Origin of the sequence: Aeromonas piscicola (assembly GCF_000820005.1) — a bacterium.
Classification (GTDB): Bacteria; Pseudomonadota; Gammaproteobacteria; order Enterobacterales; family Aeromonadaceae; genus Aeromonas; species Aeromonas piscicola.
Window position 1 is genome coordinate 94,503 of sequence record NZ_CDBL01000080.1, and the last position, 18,305, is coordinate 112,807.

An 18,305-nucleotide genomic window follows, 5' to 3' on the forward strand; every position below is an offset into this window, starting at 1 on the left:
ATCAGGCATCGCCCATCGCCAGCAGGGAGGCGTTGCCACCCACCGCAGTGGTGTTGATGGTGCGGGTCTTCTCGGTCACAAAGCGGCTCAGATAATGAGGGCCGCCCGCCTTGGGGCCTGTGCCGGAGAGGCCCTGCCCACCGAACGGCTGCACCCCGACCATGGCGCCTATCTGGTTGCGGTTGATGTAGACGTTGCCCACGTTGATGCGGCTGGCCAGCTCCTCGGCATGGGATTCGTTGCGGCTGTGGATCCCCAGCGTCAGGCCGTAGCCGGTGCCGTTGATATCCGCGATCACAGTGTCCAGCTCCTTGGCGGCGTAGCGCACCACGTGCAGGATGGGGCCGAACTGCTCCTTCACCAGCTCGCGGATGGAGCCGATTTCCAGCGCGGTCGGCTGCACAAAGTGGCCCCCCAGGGTCACGGCTGGCATCGGCGCCTGAGCGATCAGACGTGAGCGCGGGATCATGTGCACCAGGTGCGCATCCAGCCCGGCCTTGGCCTCGGCATCGATGACCGGGCCCACATCGGTATTGTGTTCGGCCGGATTGCCCACTTTCAGCTCCTGCAGCGCACCGGTCAGGATCTCCAGCACCCGCGGTGCAATCTCCTCCTGCAGGTAGAGCACCCGCAGGGCGGAGCAGCGCTGACCGGCGCTCTGGAAGGCGGCGCTCACCACGTCGCGCACCACCTGCTCCGGCAGGGCGGTGGAGTCGACTATCATGGCGTTCTGGCCGCCCGTCTCGGCGATGAGCGGCAGTATGGCGCCATCACGCTGGGCCAGGGTCATGTTGATAAGCTTGGCGGTCTCGGTGGAGCCGGTGAAGCAGACGCCGCCGATGCGGGCATCCGCCGTCAGTTTGGCCCCCACGGTGGCGCCATCGCCCGGCAGCAGTTGCAGCACATCGCCCGGGATGCCGGCCTGGTGGGCCAGGGTCACCGCCAGATGGGCGATGAGACCGGTCTGCTCCGCCGGTTTGGCGATGACGGTGTTGCCGGTGGCCAGCGCCGCCGCGATTTGACCGAGGAAGATGGCCAGCGGGAAGTTCCATGGGCTGATACAGACGAACACGCCACGGCCCTGCAGGAACAGCTCGTTCTGCTCACCCGTGTAGCCGGGTAGCAGGGTCGCCTGCCCCATCAGGCCACGGGCCTGCACCGCGTAGTAGCGGCAAAAATCCACCGCCTCGCGCACCTCGTCGATACCGTCCTGCAGCAGCTTGCCCGCCTCGCGGGTACACAAGGAGATGAACTGCTCGCGATTCGCTTCCAGCAGATCCGCCAGCTTCTCCAGCGCGGCGGCGCGCTCGCTCACCGGGGTTTCGCGCCAGCGCGGGAAGGCAGCATGAGCCGAGGCAAGCGCCTGCTCCACCGCCTGCTCGTCGGCCCAGTGGATCTTGCCCACTAGCTGGCTCACATCCTGCGGGCTCAGCACGGTACGGGCCTCGCTGCGCTTGAGGGTCTCCCCATCGACTATGGGGCCGGCCAGCCACTGCTTGCTCTCCAGCTCCTTCAGCTTGGCGAAAAAGGGACGCTGGATGGAGACGATGTTCATGTTCACGCCGCTGGAGTTCTTGCGGTCGGTGAACAGGTTCACCGGCTGCGGAATGCGGTCATTGGCCAGGCTGCCATAGCGCTTCAGGGTGCGCAGCGGGTGCTCGGCCAGGCTGTCCACCGGGGTGTTGGGATCCACCAGCTTGTGGACGAAGGAGGTGTTGGCCCCGTTCTCCAGCAGGCGGCGCACCAGGTAGGGCAGCAGATCCTTGTGAGCACCGACTGGCGCATAGATGCGGCAGTGCAAGCCGGGACATTCGCTGAGCACAGCGTTGTGCAGCTCTTCCCCCATGCCGTGCAGGCGCTGGAACTCGAACTGGCGATCGCCGGCCATCTCCAGGATGCTGACCACGGTATTGGCGTTGTGGGTGGCAAACTGGGGCGAGATGAAGCCGCGGGTCGGCTCGCTCAGCAGGTAGCGGGCACAGGCGAGGTAGGAGATGTCGGTGCCCGCCTTGCGGGTAAACAGCGGGTAGCCGGGCAGACCGGCCTGCTGGGCATATTTCAGCTCGCTGTCCCAGTAGGCCCCTTTCACCAGCCGCACCGGGATCAGATCCCCCTGCTCGCGAGCCAGCCCCGTCAACCAGCAGAGCACCGGCAGGGCACGCTTGGAGTAGGCCTGCACCACCATGCCGAGCTTGCCCCAGCCACGGTTGGCCTCGGAGCGATAGAGCTGCTCGAACAGGTCCAGCGACAGCTCGAGACGGTCCATCTCCTCGGCATCTATGCTGATGGCCACGTCCTTGTCACGGGCCAGACGCACCAACCCCACCAGTCGCTCGCTCATCTCGCCGAGCACCCGTTCGCGGTTCGCCACGTCATAGCGCGGATGCAGCGCCGACAGCTTGATGGAGATGGACGGGGCCGGGCCGCCGTCGCTGATCCGCTCGTTGCCGACCGCCTCGATGGCGCGCTGGTAGTCGCCGAAATACTTGTCCGCATCGGCCAGGGTCAGGGCAGATTCCCCCAGCATGTCATAGGTGTGGGTGTAACCCTTCTCGCGGGACTTGCGGCTCGCCTTCAGGGCCTCCTTCATGTCGCGCCCCAGCACGAACTGCTTGCCCATGATCTTCATGGCGGCGTACATGGCGGAGCGCACCACAGGCTCACCCAGCTTGTTGACCATGCGGCCCAGCATGTTGGCCGGATTGCCGTCCAGCTTCTTGTCCAGCTTGATGATCTTGCCGGTCAGCATCAGGCCCCAGGTGGAGGCATTGACCAGGGTGGAGTCGCTCTTGCGAAAATGGGACGACCAGTTGGCACCGGAGAGCTTGTCCTTGATCAGGGCGTCGGCGGTCTCGGCATCCGGGATGCGCAGCAGCGCCTCCGCCAGGCACATCAGTATGATCCCCTCCTGGGTGTCCAGGCTGTACTCCTGCAGGAAGGCATCTATGCCATCGCCGGAGCCACTCTCCTTGCGTACCTTGGTCACCAGGGTACGGGCACGCTGGGTCACCCGTTCCAGCGAAGCGCCATCCCCCGGCAACATGGCAGATAGCTCCGCCAGATAGGCGTTTTCATCCACCACGTAATTCTGGGTGATGGCTTCGCGCAGGGCGGCCAGATCGGAGGGAAGGTAGTCAGCTGCAAGAACTTGAGTGGCTTTGAACATATGGGGTCTTCCTGTACGCCCGCAGGCTATATCGACGAAGGCGGCCGTGCCGCCGAAACGCCGACAATGTATACAATATCGCCCCATAGATGAAATGAAATTGTTGCCTGACATTAACAAATATCGCTGATTGGCTCATTTGGCGCGCGTTAAAGCCGGGAGCTGGCGAGGTAGGCAATTTCATCGCCTTATTTTGTATACAATTTTATGCGGAGCAAAAAAGAAGGGTCGCTATTGCGACCCTTCTTCATCCGACCGACAGAAACGGTCCGTTTGTACTGTATTCACCATGCTGATGGCAAGATGCCGCTCAGTTCATCCAGCGCTCGCCGCGGCTGCGACGACGGGGCTGAACATGGATAGCAGCATGCACATCAGTTCATCCAGCGTTCGCCACGGCTGCGACGACGGGGCAGCATGGGGAGCAGGATACCAAGCAGGATACCGCCGCCCACCATGGCACCACCGCGGATGAACCAGTCCATCTGCATGTCGTGCTCCTGATTGTCATAGCTCTGGGTCAGGGCGTCGTTCTGCTCCTTGAGGTTCCCCATCTCCTCGCTCTGGCTGGCGAGCTGGGCCTTCAGGCTGGCGATCTCCTTGCTCTGCTCGGCGATCTTGCCATCCTTCTCGGTGAAGCGTTGCTCGTTGTCACCGTTGAGGTTCTGCAGGCGAGCCTTGAGCTCCTCCAGCTCCTTCTGGACTTGGGGCAGCCGCTCGCGCAGGCTGATCTCGCCCTGCAGCTCGCTGTTCTTGATCCAGCCATCGCGGCCACGACCGTCCACCACCTGGGTGAAGCCGGCCTCGTTGTTCACCGCCTTTACTTCCAGCGGTTCACCAGCCTTGACGCTGCCGAGGATCCGGTACTGGGTACCCGGACCATTGTGGATAAAGGTAAAGATGTTGTCTGAGACATAACGGGTATCGGCCAGTGCCTGTTGGGCACACAAGCAGATCAGGATCCCGAGAAGGGCGCGCATGGTCGATCGATTCTCTTCATTTGGTTAGGTGACTGGCCGAATGTTAAGCCGCCAGCGGGTCAAAGGACAAGCAAAGAAAAACGCCTCCCCCCGAGCTGAGAGCTGGCTCGCAACTTGTCCCCTCCCCCACGCGACCATTCCAGACGCCGTAGGCTACTTCTGTTTCAGCGCCTTCACCTCGGCACGCAGGGCTCGCAGCTCCTGCAGCAGCAGATCCTGCTGGGCACTCTGGTGATGCCGCCACTTCTCCAGTTCGCCATCCCCCCGCCCCAGCTGCAGAAACAGGCTGGCCATGAAACCGCTGATGGCACCGAACAGACCGACCCCGAACAGGATCAGCAGGCTGGCGACGAAGCGCCCCTGCTCCGTCTTGGGCACCAGATCGCCGTAACCTACGGTAGATAGGGTCACCAGGGTCCACCAGAAGGCATCGTAAGGAGTTTGGATCTGGCTGCCGGGCTGACCCGATTCAATCAGATACATGACGCCCGAGCCCACCCCCAGCAGCAGGAAGAACAGGAACAGTATCCCCGAGAGGGTGGTCTCGTTGCGCTCGCGACGGAACATGCCAAGCAGATCCGGCTGATCCCGCAACAGCTGATAAACACGCCACAGCTGGATCAATCGCGCCCAGCGCAGCTGTTCCACCATGGGCAGGCTGCCCGGCAGATAGAACCAGTTCGCCTTGAAGAAGGCCAGCTTGTCGCGGGCCCGCACCCAGCCATAGGCGAAGTGGGCGAGGAAGAAGTAGCAGATCAGACTGTCGACGTCATAGAAGAGCTGCAGGGTCTGGGGGGTCCAGTCCGAATGGCCCCACCAGCGGGCGCAAACCAGCGCAACGGAGATCACCGACAGAAACGCCATCAGCAGATCCATGGCGCGCAGGTGAGTTAAGTGATGTCGCATACACTTTCCTACTTTAGGCACGGTGCGAATTAATAAAAAAGAAGATAATGCCGATAGTCCTGAGGACAAAGGAAAACCGGCCATTAAAAGGAGAAATATTATGCAGTTAAACCCGCTGGAGCGGCGAATGAGCAATATCCGGCTGGTACCCAAAGTGGTACTGCTCATGGTGTTCAGTACTGTTTTGTTGCTGATCAAACTCTGGTTCGACGCCAGCAATCTGGAAACCACCCTGCTGAGCGAGGGCATAGATGCCGACAAGGCCAATGCCATTGCCGATCGCCTGCTCTGGACCGGGGTGATGGAAACCGCCGTGATGGGGGTCATCTTCGTGGTGCTGCTGCTGACTGGCTCCCGCCTCATGGTCAAGCAGGTGCACTATCTGGTAGGCCTGCTCGAACGCTTCGCCCGCAAGGATCTGAGCCACAAGGTGCTGCTCAAGTCCCGCGACGAGTTCGGTGACATCGCCAAGGCGGTGGCCCACTCCCAGGAGAATCTCAAGCAGGTATTCGGCACCCAGCGCGTCGCCTGCAAGGAGCTCAACGACATCGCCTCCCAGGTCACCCTTTGCATGGAAGAGGCCAACGAGGCCATCAGCGAGGAGTTCACCCAGATAGAGCAGCTGGCCAGCGCCATGAGCCAGATGGTGGGCGCCATTCGCGAGGTGGCCGCTCATGCGGAGCAGGCTTCCCACGCCACCGCCGAAACCAGCCTGCTGGCCGAAGAGGGCAGCCGCTGCGTAGCGGCCACCGTCAGCACCATAGATACCCTCTCCGGCAACATCCAGCGCTCCTCCACCGTGGTCAATCAGGTGGAGCAGGGGGTCGAACAGATTGGATCCGTCGTGGATACCATTCGCGGCATCTCGGAGCAGACCAACCTGCTGGCCCTCAATGCCGCCATCGAGGCCGCCCGCGCCGGTGAGGCGGGTCGCGGCTTTGCCGTGGTGGCATCCGAGGTGCGCGAGCTGGCCAACCGGGCCCAGGCCGCCACCGTCGAGATCCAGAAGATGATCGAACAGTTGCAGGGCAATGCCCGCCAGGCCGCCGAACTGATGGCCAAGAGCGTACAGCAGGCCGACAAGGGGGTGGAGCAGGTGACCCAGGCCGGTGATCAGCTCGCCACCATAGTGCAGCGGGTACAGGGGGTGGCCGACATGAACCGCCAGATCGCCGCAGCCTCCGAGCAGCAGAGCTCGGTGGCCGAGGAGATGAGCGGCAACCTGGAGCAGGTCAAGCAGGTGGTGGAAGGATCCGTGGTCGTCCTGCGGGAGCTGCAGGAAGCCTCCGAGCTGGTGGAGCACCACAGCCAGACCCTGGATACCCATATCCAGGCTTTCAAGCTGGCCTGACGGGCATTACCTCGCAGACAGGACACAGGAGCGGATGGCGTACCACAGCCAGCCCTTGGATAGTACTCATCATTCAGGCCTTCAAGCTGGCCTGACGGGCGTCACCTCGCAGACAGGACACAGGAGCGGATGGCGCACCACACCACAGCCAGCCCCTGGATAGTACTGCCTTCAAACTGGCCTGAGACCGCGATTTGAGTAAACTGGAAGGCCCCGCGAGGGGCCTTTCTCATTCATGTCACGGCAAGGAGCCAGGATGCAGCAGCCACAAGATCACTCCCAACTTGAGATAAGCGACGACAAAGGGCGGCTAGACGTGCCCTTGATCCACCGATTTTTGTCCGAGGAGGCCTACTGGTGCCTCGGCATTCCGCTGGCGACGGTACAGAGAGCCATCAACCACTCCCTCTGTTTCGGCGGCTACGTCGCCGGTCAGCAGGTGGCCTTCGCCCGGGTCATCACGGACAGGGCCACCTTCGGCTATCTGGCGGATGTATTCGTGCTGCCCGCCCATCGCGGCCGGGGCCACAGCAAGGCGCTGGTGGCGGCCATTCTGGCTCACCCGCAATTGCAGGGGCTGCGCCGCCTCAGCCTGGCGACCTCGGATGCCCACGGCCTCTATGCCGGTTTTGGCTTCGAGCCGCCGCGCAAACCGGCCAGCCTGATGGAAAAGTACGATCCCGAGATTTATCTGCGCCCTTGAGTTCTGTCACGCAGGCGGCTCGTGGCCATGCAGCACGCCCCTGCGCTGTGACGCAGGGGCGTGACAGTGCCTGATGAGGGTGTCCGCGACTTGATTGTCCTTGGCGCAGGTCACTGAACCCCTTGGTCTAATTGACCTCTGTCGTACTGTGACGAGCCGCGCGACAGTGCTAGATTGGCTGCCAGCGTTTTCATTCACTCTGCAGACCCGTTAACCACAAGGACGGCAACCGTGGCCCAGCATTTTTCTTCTCTCTCCCTCCCCTCCTCTCTTGCGCCCTTGCTGCAGGATCAGGCCCAACGCCAGTGGCAACGGCTGATCGAGCTGGCGCCCGATTATGGCGCCCTGCCCGATGCGATTCGCCAGACCCTGCTGACCCTGCTTGGCCTCTCCGATTTTGTCTCCGATTCGCTCATCAAGCAGCCCGAACTGGTGACGCAGATCCTCGCCTCGGGGGATCTTGAGCGGTCAGAACGCTGGCCCGCCTATCAGCGCGATCTGACCGCTCTGCTCGCCGAGGTGGATGATGAAGAGGCGCTCAAGCGCACCCTGCGCCAGTTCCGCCGCAGCCGCATGCTGGTGATCGCCTGGCGCGAGCTGTTGGGGCACTCGGCGGTGGAAGAGAGCTTTATTCACCTCACCAAGCTGGCGGATGCTCTCATCTGCTCCGCCCGCGACTGGCTCTACACCAAACAGTGCAGCGAGCTGGGCACCCCCATGGACGGGGATGGCAACCCGCAGCCGCTGCTCATCCTCGGTATGGGCAAGCTCGGCGGCGGCGAGCTCAACTTTTCCTCGGATATCGACCTTATCTTCACCTTCCCCGAGAACGGCTACACGGTAGGCGGACGGCGCGAGCTCGCCAACCAGCCCTTCTTCATCAAGCTGGGGCAGCGGCTGATCAATGCGCTGCACCAACCCACCCAGGATGGTCAGGTGTTCCGGGTCGACATGCGGCTGCGCCCCTTCGGCGACGCGGGCCCGCTCGCCATCTCCTTTGCCGCCATGGAGGATTACTACCAGCACCACGGCCGCAACTGGGAGCGCTACGCCATGGTCAAGGCGCGGGTACTGGGGCCCCAGTGCGAGCACGCAGTTGAACTCGCCGAGATGCTGCGCCCCTTCGTGTTTCGCCGCTACATCGACTTCGGCGTCATCGACGGCCTGCGCCAGATGAAGGCGATGATAGCCGCCGAGGTGCGCCGCAAGGGGCTGGAGGGCAACATCAAGCTGGGGGCCGGCGGCATCCGCGAGGTGGAGTTTATCGCCCAGGCGCTGCAACTGATTCGCGGCGGTCGCGAGCCCGCCCTGCGGGTGCGTCATCTGCCGGAGGCGCTGGCCGCCATCGCTCAGTGCGGCGCCCTCGAATCCGCCCATTGCGACCGCTTGCTGACGGCCTACCGCTTCCTGCGCCGGGTCGAGAACATATTGCAGGAGATCGGCGATCAGCAGACCCAGACCCTGCCCACCGAGGAGCGGGATCGCCAGCGGCTGATCGCTGCTCTGGGTTTTGCCGACTGGGCTACCTTCATGGCTCATCTGGATGAGGAGATGGCCGCCGTCCATCAGGAGTTTGCCGCCGTTGTTGGCGAAGAGAAGGAGGCACCCGCCCATCTGGAACAGCTCTGGCTCGATCTCTGGCGCACCGAGCTCGATGCCGCCGAGCTGGAGAAATTGCTCATAGCGCAGGGCGTCCAGGATCCGGTTCCGCTCTGCGCCGCCCTGCTGCGTTTCAAGGAGGAGTACAAACGTCGTCAGGTGGGCCCGCAGGGGCGCATCGCCCTGGACTGGCTGATGCCTGAGCTGCTGCGGCTGGTGGTCGCCAGCGAGCAACCGGCCCGCCTGTTCGAGCGGGTGTGCGAGCTGCTGACCCGCATCTTCACCCGCAGCGCCTATCTGCAGCTGCTGGCGGAAAACCCGGGCGCCCTGCGCCAGCTGGTACGGCTGTGCGACGCCAGCCATCTGGTGAGCGAGCAGCTGGCCCGCTACCCGATTTTGCTGGACGAGCTGCTCGATCCCCAGCACCTCTACCACCCGACCCCGCTCGATCAGTACAAGCCCCAGCTGCGCCAGTTCCTGCTGCGCATCCCCGAAGAGGATGTGGAGCAGCAGATGGAGGCGCTGCGCCAGTTCAAGCAGGTGCAGCTCTTGCGTATCGTGGCGGCCGACATCGCCGGCGCCCTGCCGCTGATGAAGGTGAGCGACCACCTCACCTGGCTGGCGGAGGCGATCGCCGAAGAGGTGGTCAATCAGGCCTGGGCCCAGATGAGCGAACGCTACGGGGTGCCGCCCGAAGTGGCGGTGAGCGGCCAGCGCGGCTTCGCCGTGGTGGCCTACGGCAAGCTGGGCGGCATAGAACTGGGCTACGGCTCGGATCTGGATCTCGTCTTCCTGCACGGCGGCGATCCCAACAGCTACACCGACGGGCGCAAGCCCATCGACAGCCGCCAGTTCTACCTGCGCCTCGCCCAGCGGATCCTGCACCTGTTCAGCACCCGCACCCCATCCGGCATCCTCTACGAGATCGACATGCGGCTGCGCCCCTCCGGCGATTCGGGTCTGCTGGTCTCGTCCCTCTCGGCCTATGAGCAGTACCAGCAGCACGAGGCCTGGACCTGGGAGCATCAGGCGCTGGTGCGGGCCCGCCCCATCTACGGGGACGAAGCTGTCATCGCCGAGTTTGCCCGCATCCGCCGCGCCGTGCTGGCCAAGGAGCGGGATCTGCCGACGCTCGCCAAAGAGGTGCGCGAGATGCGCCACAAGATGCGGAATCACCTGCTCAAGGCCGGTGCCGGCGAGTTCGACCTCAAGCAGTCCCCAGGTGGCATGGTGGATATCGAATTCATCGCCCAATATCTGGTGCTGGCCCACGCCAGTGGCGAGCCAGAGCCCCTCACCCGCTGGTCCGATAATGTGCGCATCATTGATGAGTGCGTCATGGTGGGGGTACTGACCCTGGAGCAGGCGGAGGGGCTGAAACAGGCCTATCTGGAGATCCGCAACCGGGGCCATCGCCTCAACCTCTCGGAGATCTCCCGCAAGGTGGGTGACGACCAGTTGCAGCCCGAGCGCGGCCATGTGCTGGCGGTCTGGCAACGGCTGTTAGCGGAGTGAAGCAAGGCTTGGCCGGAGCAATGAAAAGGGCGCTTCAGCGCCCCTTTTCAATATGAATATCAGCCCCTGGCCCAGCTTTCCTTCATATAACACTCAATAGCGGTGAGCTGGATCCTGTTTCAGGCATGCCAACCTTGGCATCGTATGGCACTTTGCTGAATATAAGCAGAGATACCCTGTGTCTATGTCATCACCCTGTTTCTGGTCAGATATGACGGGGATGAATATCGACTCAACAGTGCCAGCCCCAGTCTCCATGCAGAGAGGAAAAAATGGATTTTTCAGAACAGCTACAGAGTCTCGCCAAAAAGATTGCTCAACAGTCATCTATGATCACCACTGAAGAAGCGACCAAGAACGCGTTTGTCATGCCATTTCTCAACCGTGTACTCGGTTATGATGTGTTTGATCCCACGGAAGTGATTCCGGAATTCACCGCAGATACGGGAATCAAAAAAGGGGAGAAAGTTGACTACGCCATTCTCAAAGATGGACAGGTGCAAATACTGGTTGAGTGCAAAAAATATAGTGAAAAGCTGTCAGCCAAGCACTCGGGTCAACTCTTTCGCTATTTTTCAGTCACCAATGCTCGGATCGGCATTCTGACCAATGGTGCACAATATGAGTTCTATACCGATCTTGATGCGCCAAACAAAATGGATGAAAAACCATTTTTAACGCTGGATCTGGAAGATATCGATGAACACATAGTGCCTGAGGTATTGAAGCTGACGAAGACCTCCTTCGATGTGGAATCTGTGGTCGATGCAGCAGGAGAGCTAAAATATCTCAGCCAGATCAAGAGACTGCTAGCCGAGCAGTTTGGCTCGCCAGAAGAGGATTTTGTTAAGTTCTTTGCATCACGGATCTATGACGGCGTACTTACCGCAAGGGTAAAACAGTCCTTTACCGATATCACCAAGAAGGCTCTTAGCCAATTCCTCAATGACAGCATCAATGCCAGATTGAAATCTGCGATTGGTAGCAGTGTCAGTGCCTCGGCCATTCAACCTGCATTTGATAGTGCCACATCAAGCGATAACAATGAGCCTGAGACGAATAATGAAGAAAAATCGAAGATAGATACCAGCATTGAGGAAGTAGAAGGCTTCAACGTCGTCAAAGCTATCCTGAGACAACAATTTGATGTAACCAGGATCGCGGCAAGAGACACCCAGAGTTATTTTGGCATCCTGCTCGACGATAATAACCGCAAGCCGCTTTGCCGGTTACATTTCAATTCGAAGCAGAAATATCTTGGATTATTTGATGCCGATAAAAAAGAAACCCGGCATCCCATCGGCTCAATCGATGAAATATTCACCTTTGCCGACCAGTTACTGACGGCCACTGCCGTCTACGAATAATCTTGGTTTGGGGGCGGATTAATTCCGCCCCCCTCAACCAAGTCTGCACCAGATGCTTATCGCCCTCCGGCAAGATCGATAAAGGTGCCGGTGGCGTAGGAGGCTTCATCCGACAGCAGCCAGGCAATGGCGGCAGCCACCTCGGCTGGTTGACCGCCCCGCTGTAGCGGGATCTGGCTTTTCACCCTCTCCACCCGGTCGGCTTCACCGCCGTCGGCATGCATCTCCGTGTAGATAAAACCCGGACGCACCCCGTTAACCCGGATCCCTTGCGCCGCCACCTCCAGCGACAAGCCTTTGGTCAGCACGTCTATGGCCCCCTTGGAGGCGGCATAGTCCACGTATTCACCCGCCGAGCCGAGACGAGCGGCAGCCGAGGAGACGTTGACGATGGCGCAGCCCTCCGTCATGCGTCGCACCGCCTCACGGCAGCAGAGAAAATAGCCGGTCACATTGGTGGTCAGGGTCTTGTTGATGCGCTCGGCGCTCATCTCCAGCACCTTCATCTGGGGCTGCAAGATACCGGCGTTGTTGACCAGATGAGTGATCACCCCGAGCCGCTCGTCCATCTCCTCGAACAGGCGCACCACCTCGGCCTCGACGCTGATATCCGCCTGCACCGCTATGCAGGCGACCGGATAGCGGGCCCGGATCTGCGCCACCAGCGCCTCGGCAGCCTGCCGATCACGCCGATAGTTGATGCAGAGGTGATAACCCTGCCCCGCCAGATGGCGGGCTGTGGCCGCCCCTATCCCCCGGCTGCCACCCGTGATCAGCACATTCCTGTTCATTGAACCTCCTTGTTCTTCACCCTGATTGTCGGTCTCCGATACTAGCCGATAGCGGGCAAGCCAGGATGCCGGTCAGGCAGTCACGCCATGATCCATCACCCGCGTCACCAGCATCCGGTTGAACTGCTGGTACTCAGCGGGGTTGATGGGATTTGGGTAGCTCAACACCCGTAGCGCATGACCTTGATAGTCAGGATGATAGGGCGGGTGCACATGAGCATAATCGTTGAGGCAAAAACCCAACCCCTGATAGAAACGCAAGCGGCGAATGGCAATTTCATCCTCTGGCGGATCGATCTCGAGAATGACGGTTTTTCCCGCCTGTTCGCAAAATTCGGCCAGCAGACGGCTGCCGTAGTTGCGGCCACGCAGCACCGGGTTGATGGCCAGATGTTCGATATAGATCTGCTCGCCGCAAGCCCACCAGAAGATGAAGCCGAGCAGCAGGCCGTCCTGATAAAAGATCTGGCAGTGATAGCGAGGATCCCGCATCTTCTGCGGCTGATGCTGTGACTGGCGCTGCTCGTAGCGGGGAAAACTCTCCCCATAGATCTGCCAGACCAGCGGCCACGCCGGATGGTTTACCTCTATAATCACGTCGCTTTCAATCATCAGAACTACCTCTCATTAATTTCTCGGAACGTTCATCTATACATGAAAAGTTCTACCGCATCATCCTCTGAACACATAACAACCAGGATCCCGGATTAACGCGCACCATCAGCTTGCGAAACAAACTGCAGCTGCCGGCCATCGGGCAGCAGCGCCAGTACGCTTTGAGCTGCCAGCTTCATCCCTGCCAGCTCGGTGGCCGGGCCGAAGTTGGCCACCAATCTTGTGCCATCGGCAAACTCGCTCTGCTGCACCTCTCCTCGCTTGTCGAGCCAGCGAAAACCGGTGAGCGGGTGGTTGTAGAGCCGCTGGTGCAGCGGGCGGAAGAAGGCATCGAGCCCCTTGAGGTAGGGAATGCGCGTACCGGCACTATCCAGACCGAGGTTGAGCAGGGGCGGCACGTTGTAGAGCTGCTGCAACAGTTCGGTGACCTGACGGCTCTCCTTGAACTTGAGGCTGTCCATCGTCCAGTGGTGGGTGGTCACTATGCTGTCGTGAAAGACGCTCTGGAACAGCGGTAGCCGAAGCGCCGGATCGAAGTAGAGCCCCTGATACTCGGGCTTGAGACGGCTCTGGCGAAAGAAGTAATCGGGCTGAAACTCGGGATGCCAGGCCCCCAGATAGTAGGGGGAGCGCTTGTTGCGGCGCATATCGGGATCCTGCCAGCCAAAACCGCTGGTCTGGGGGCCATGGGCAAAGGCCGCGGTGCGGTTGGCTACCGCCCCGCCCTCCTCGGAGCCCACCAGCACGCCCTGACGCTTGGCAATCCACGCCATCCCGGCCATCCGGTTTTGCGCATCCTGCGCCTGGGTGGTCGGCTTGGCCGGATCGAAGTCGTCAAACACCATGCCGGTCGCCGCCACATCGAGGAACCAGCTGTTGTAGTGGCTCGCCTGCTGCAACTTGGGCACTCGCTGCTCCATCACCGGGCGCACGCAGGCCTGATTGGTGTAGACGCCGCTGTTTTGAAAGCCGCTCTTGCGCCGGCCATTCTCCTGCATGATGCCGCAACGCAGATAGATATCTTGCCCCATCTGGGCGGTGAGCCAGCTCTGCTGGCGATTACCCTCCGGCAGCGCCGTATCGTAGGAGTCGTAAGGTGCGATGAGATAGCCCGCCTGTTTGGCAAGTTCAATCCCCTGTGGCGCGGCAAAGCCCGCCGTCCACTGGGGCAGCCCCAGCCAGAGTCTGGGAAGATCTGCCTGCTTGAGGGCCGCGATCATCTTGGCCGAGCTACCATCACCCCAGCTTTGCGGATCGTTAAGCGCAGCGCCCAGTTGCCTTGCCGCCAGCGCGCGCCGGGCGGTGAAATCGACCGGTTGCTGACCCGGATGGCGCAGCGCGAGCGCCTGAGCCACCCCGGCCAGCACCAGATTTTGCAGGTAGCGATTGCGGGCCAGATCGGGCGCTTGCAGCGCCGCTTTGCTCTCCCCCTTGAGCCAGTCGGCGGGGATCAGGCGGCGCAGCTCGGGCCAGCTCTTCACATCCTGCGGCACCAGCAGTCGCTCGCCCCAGAGGTAGAGGTGAGAGGCACCGATCAGCCGTTTGCCATCCGGCACCGCCGCCAGTTTGCTCTCAAGAGAGACCAGCTCGCCCCGCGCCTGCAACCAGCTGCGATAGGCCTTGGCCGCCGCCAGCCAGTCGTTGCCCGGCTGCAGCGATACCTCCACCTCATAGGGGTCAGCCTGATTAAGGCGATTGACGCTGTGGGTCGCCGTGAGGGCAATGCCATCTTGCTTCGGAGCAAAGGTGAGCCGGTTGTTGAAAGGGTTGGCAAAGAGGATCGCCAGCTGTTGCTCCCCATGATCCAGCCCGACCAGCGGCAAGGTCAGATTATCCGTGGTGTTGATCCCCTGATACTCCTCAACCAGCGCCTTGCGCCACGCAGTGTGAGTAGCCGGAATGCGAAATCCCTCGTGGATCGGCAGCATCAGTGCCTGTGCCCCTGCAGGAACCCGCGGCCATACCAGCTCGCCAGTGGTCGCGCGGCTCAGGGTGAGGATCAGGCGGTTGCCCTCAAGGCGGGCCAACGCCCGTACCTCGCCATCGGTACGGGTCAGCCAGCTGGCGCGCTCCCCCTCCTGCTGCAGGGCAGTGACCCGCTGGCGCGGGCCGGGGGAAGAGATGGCAAGGTGCTGGCCCGATGGCAGCACAGCCTCGGCCGCCAGAGTGGCGGGATCCAGCTCGATACGCCACTGCTCGTTGGCCAGGGTCAGCGCCTCCGCAGGCAGTGAGAGCAGGGAGAACAGCGGCGCCAACAGCAGCAGCGGGCGTATCCGGCTCGCTAATTCGGGAAGAAGAGTCATGGTCTGTGATTCCTGATAACACACGGGAATCGCCATTTCAGCAGATCGACAGCCTGCGATTGTCAGGCCAATGTCAGGATTGCGAGGACCTGACCATCACGACATTCATTAGTCCACTGGCCCTGCCTGACTGTGGCTCAGCTGCAACACCAGCTGACCACGCTGGCTGGTCTGCACCAGCGAGAGGGTGCGCCAGCTGTCGGGGGTAACGGCTGGCCACTTCACCGGCTCATCAGGCGCAATGCGGTGCCACCAGAGCAAGGAGTATTGCGGGCGGGCCAGCACCGCCTGATCGAGCCAGAGCGGCGTACAGGAAGCAGGGTTGGCGGGGGGATTGGCCACCGCTTGCGGCGAGCGAGAGAGCCAGTCCAGATCCTGCAGCGCAGGCAAAGGCAGCGCCACCTGCCAGTGCTTGCCCGCCACCGCCAACCGCAACTGATAGAGCCCGGCTGGCAAAGGCGTCGGCAGATCGGCCCCCACGACCCTGACCCCTTTATTCCCTTCCGTCTCCCAATGGGCACCTGCCAGCCGATTGCGGCCAGCAGGATCGATGAGTTCAGCGGCGCTGATGGGCCCCTCCCCGGTCAGCTGCACCCGATAGTCCCGCAGCAGCGGCGCATCGCGCTGGATCAGCTCAAGCCGCAGCTCGCTCACCCCATCAGGCAGAGTGAGGGGGAAATCCTTGCCGCAGTGCCGGGCACTTAGCGCAGCCAGCATTCCCTGCCAGCTACGACGCTCGGCATCGCTGTTGAGTGCGGGCCACGCCTGCTGCAAAGATTGCCAGGCGTGCCGGTTATCGCCTTGCAACAGCGCCAGGGTGGCCGGTTGCAGCGGGTCGACGTGCGCTGTTATCGCACTATTCTCCGTTGCCATCACGCTGCTTACGTTCAGAAGGCCTAGGTTAAGAAGGCCGCCGCTCAGAGCCAACATCAGCACAGCCAGCGTTGCGCGACTCACTGCGCCACCTCCAGCCGGTAGCCGATACCGCGCACCGTCTCGATGGCCAGCCCGGGCAACTTCTGGCGCAGTTGCAGAATATGGGTATCGACAGTACGGGTGGAGGGGAACGCCTGATAGCCCCACACCCGGTTGAGGATCTCCTCCCGACTCAGCACCCGCCCCGCCATTCGCACCAGCAGGGTGAGCAGGGCAAACTCGGTGGGGGTGAAGCTCACCTCCGCATCCTGCCAGCTTGCCTGCATCCGGGCGGGATGGAGCTGCAAGCCGCCCACCACCTGAGTGCCGTCCCCCAGCTGGCGCAGCTGGGCACGGATCCGCGCCAGCAGCTCGTCGTGGGAGAAGGGCTTGGTCAGGTAGTCGCGCGCACCCGCATCGAGCCCGGCAACCCGATCGCTCACCTCCACCCGGGCGGTCAGCACGATCACCGGCAACGCCTTGCGCGCCAGCCACTGGGGTAGCCAGTCGAGGGCATCCCCCTCCGGCATGGTGCGATCAAGCAGCACCAGATCTGCCACCAGCCACTGCTGCTCCGCCGCAGTCAGGGTGTCGCACCAGAGGCAACGATACCCCTCGCGGGTCAGATAGCGTTGCAGGTTCTCCGCCAACAGCGCCTCGTCTTCGACAAGCAAGATGGTCTTCATGATTCGATGTCGCTCCAGAGTTGGCAGGGCAGTGTCAGGGTGAAGGTAGTCGGTGGGCCGGATAGGGCGAGGCGCCCGCCAAGACGGCGCAGCAGATGGCGCACGATGGCAAGTCCCAGCCCCAGGCCGTCAGCACGGGCACCACGGCGCAGCAGAGTGGCGAGCCGGTAATTCGGCAGCTCGCCACCATCGCTGACTGCGAGAATCAACCGCCCCGCCTGCCAGCGGGCGCTGACCCGAACCGGCGCGCGGCCATGCTGGCTGGCATTGCGCAGCAGATTGTCGAGGGCGAGATCGAGCCAGTAGAAGGGGAGCGCCAGAGTCATCTCCCGCTCAAGGCAGAAGATGGCGCCATGCCGCTCGCAGGCCAGCGTGAGCCACTCGGCCAGGCTGACCGCCACCCGCTCATCCTCGAGAGTCTCTGCTGCCAGATAGTGGCGACTGGCCTGCGCCAGCTGATGCAGGCGGGCGACACTGCCCAGCAATTGTCCCACGCTCTGCTGGGCGGAAGGGGGCAGCCGGTCGAAATCGTGGCGCAACTCCTCACTGATGCCGGAAAGCGCCATGATGGGGGTACGCAGCTCGTGGGTCAGCATCTGCAACGCAACGCGCCGCTCCCGCAGCAGGCGCCAGCGCTGCCAGCTGGCCCACCCCAGCAGCAGGATGAAACCAAGCAAGCTGGCCAGCGCCAGCCACTGCCAATGCAGCGTGGGGCGCTCGTTGAAGCAGAGCACGCCGACCCGCTCCTGACAGGAGCCATCGACGCGGCTCTCCAGCATCACGCCGAGCCGCTCGGCCAGCGGTTGCCACTGCCCGGCGCCATAGCGACGCCACTGCCCATCGGCAAGCAGCCAGAGCTGGCCGGATTGCAGCAGCCAGCGTTCGCCCCGCAGCAGGACATCGAGGTTGTCATCATCGAGCTCGCCAAGCAGCCCCAACTGATCGCGCCGCTCCCGCACATGGAGCAGATCGTCGAGCTCCACAGTCGGATAACGAGCCAGCCAGCGGGCCGCGCTGGAGCCGCCCAGCGGATAGACGGGGTGAGCAACGAACCAGCTGGCCGAGGGCACAGGCCCCTCTTTGCAAAGTGCCCGCAGCAGCGGCAACCACTCGGCGGTCTAGCCGCTGTACCTTGTCAAGGGGCAGCATATGTTCCGGTGCCTGTTTGGCCAGCTCACCAGCCAGACTGTCCGCCAGCGGCCCGGCCAGCACGGGATACGCCATGCCGTAGCAGATCAGGGAGCAGAGCAGCAGGATCAGGCGCATGGGTTCAACTCGGCATGGCTCCGGATAGGGGAGGTGCAATAGATGGCAACGGCGCAATCGCGCGCATCGCCCCAAGAAAAAATGTCAGCGCCATTTTTCAATGGCACTGACATCCGGTCAACCGCTAACGGCATTGGCGCCG

At 62.2% G+C, this 18,305-nt stretch carries 13 protein-coding genes; 4 read left to right on the top strand and 9 right to left on the bottom strand.

The window, feature by feature from the left end; all coding sequences use genetic code 11:
* Position 1: 1 nt before the first annotated feature.
* The 3 genes from putA to BN1128_RS21810 form a co-directional block, all read right to left on the bottom strand.
* On the bottom strand, positions 2 to 3,166 hold the full coding sequence (gene putA / locus BN1128_RS21800) for a bifunctional proline dehydrogenase/L-glutamate gamma-semialdehyde dehydrogenase PutA (RefSeq protein WP_042872760.1): 3,165 nt from the start codon (positions 3,164 to 3,166) through the stop codon (positions 2 to 4).
* Positions 3,167 to 3,540: 374 nt separating this feature from the next.
* Positions 3,541 to 4,146: a TIGR04211 family SH3 domain-containing protein gene (locus BN1128_RS21805; protein ID WP_042872762.1), complete on the bottom strand. Its 606-nt coding sequence runs from the start codon at positions 4,144 to 4,146 to the stop codon at positions 3,541 to 3,543.
* Positions 4,147 to 4,299: 153 nt separating this feature from the next.
* Positions 4,300 to 5,121, bottom strand: coding sequence for a potassium channel family protein (locus tag BN1128_RS21810; protein WP_156140600.1), 822 nt, complete (start codon positions 5,119 to 5,121; stop codon positions 4,300 to 4,302).
* Between the two features lie 31 nt (positions 5,122 to 5,152).
* Between BN1128_RS21810 and BN1128_RS21815 the strand changes: the two genes are divergently transcribed.
* The 4 genes from BN1128_RS21815 (at position 5,153) to BN1128_RS21830 (ending at position 11,587) form a co-directional block, all read left to right on the top strand.
* Positions 5,153 to 6,403: a methyl-accepting chemotaxis protein gene (locus BN1128_RS21815; RefSeq protein WP_042872766.1), complete on the top strand. Its 1,251-nt coding sequence runs from the start codon at positions 5,153 to 5,155 to the stop codon at positions 6,401 to 6,403.
* 256 nt (positions 6,404 to 6,659) lie between these two features.
* Positions 6,660 to 7,106: a GNAT family N-acetyltransferase gene (locus tag BN1128_RS21820; protein ID WP_042872768.1), complete on the top strand. Its 447-nt coding sequence runs from the start codon at positions 6,660 to 6,662 to the stop codon at positions 7,104 to 7,106.
* Between the two features lie 231 nt (positions 7,107 to 7,337).
* Positions 7,338 to 10,220 carry a bifunctional [glutamate--ammonia ligase]-adenylyl-L-tyrosine phosphorylase/[glutamate--ammonia-ligase] adenylyltransferase gene (gene glnE / locus BN1128_RS21825; protein ID WP_042872769.1) on the top strand — a complete coding sequence of 961 codons (2,883 nt, stop codon included), beginning with the start codon at positions 7,338 to 7,340 and terminating at the stop codon, positions 10,218 to 10,220.
* A 272-nt stretch (positions 10,221 to 10,492) separates the two neighbouring features.
* On the top strand, positions 10,493 to 11,587 hold the full coding sequence (locus BN1128_RS21830; RefSeq protein ID WP_042872771.1) for a type I restriction endonuclease: 1,095 nt from the start codon (positions 10,493 to 10,495) through the stop codon (positions 11,585 to 11,587).
* Between the two features lie 56 nt (positions 11,588 to 11,643).
* On the opposite strand, the gene BN1128_RS21835 is transcribed toward BN1128_RS21830, so the two are convergent.
* From BN1128_RS21835 to BN1128_RS21860, 6 genes are all read right to left on the bottom strand, one after another.
* Entirely contained in the window at positions 11,644 to 12,378 is a 735-nt protein-coding gene (locus tag BN1128_RS21835; protein WP_042872773.1) for an SDR family oxidoreductase, read from the bottom strand.
* Between the two features lie 72 nt (positions 12,379 to 12,450).
* Positions 12,451 to 12,990, bottom strand: a complete 540-nt coding sequence (locus BN1128_RS21840) for a GNAT family N-acetyltransferase (protein ID WP_042872775.1) — start codon at positions 12,988 to 12,990, stop codon at positions 12,451 to 12,453.
* Positions 12,991 to 13,085: 95 nt separating this feature from the next.
* Positions 13,086 to 15,296, bottom strand: coding sequence for a glycoside hydrolase (locus tag BN1128_RS21845; protein ID WP_042872778.1), 2,211 nt, complete (start codon positions 15,294 to 15,296; stop codon positions 13,086 to 13,088).
* A 108-nt stretch (positions 15,297 to 15,404) separates the two neighbouring features.
* Complete coding sequence (locus BN1128_RS21850) at positions 15,405 to 16,169, bottom strand: DUF2861 family protein (RefSeq protein WP_244464643.1); 765 nt, start codon at positions 16,167 to 16,169, stop codon at positions 15,405 to 15,407.
* 80 nt (positions 16,170 to 16,249) lie between these two features.
* A complete protein-coding gene (locus tag BN1128_RS21855) occupies positions 16,250 to 16,897 on the bottom strand; it encodes a response regulator transcription factor (protein WP_042872783.1) in 648 nt (215 codons plus the stop codon).
* A complete protein-coding gene (locus BN1128_RS21860; RefSeq protein ID WP_244464644.1) occupies positions 16,894 to 17,967 on the bottom strand; it encodes an ATP-binding protein in 1,074 nt (357 codons plus the stop codon). The genes BN1128_RS21855 and BN1128_RS21860 overlap by 4 nt, the downstream gene beginning before the upstream one ends.
* Positions 17,968 to 18,305 lie beyond the last annotated feature (338 nt).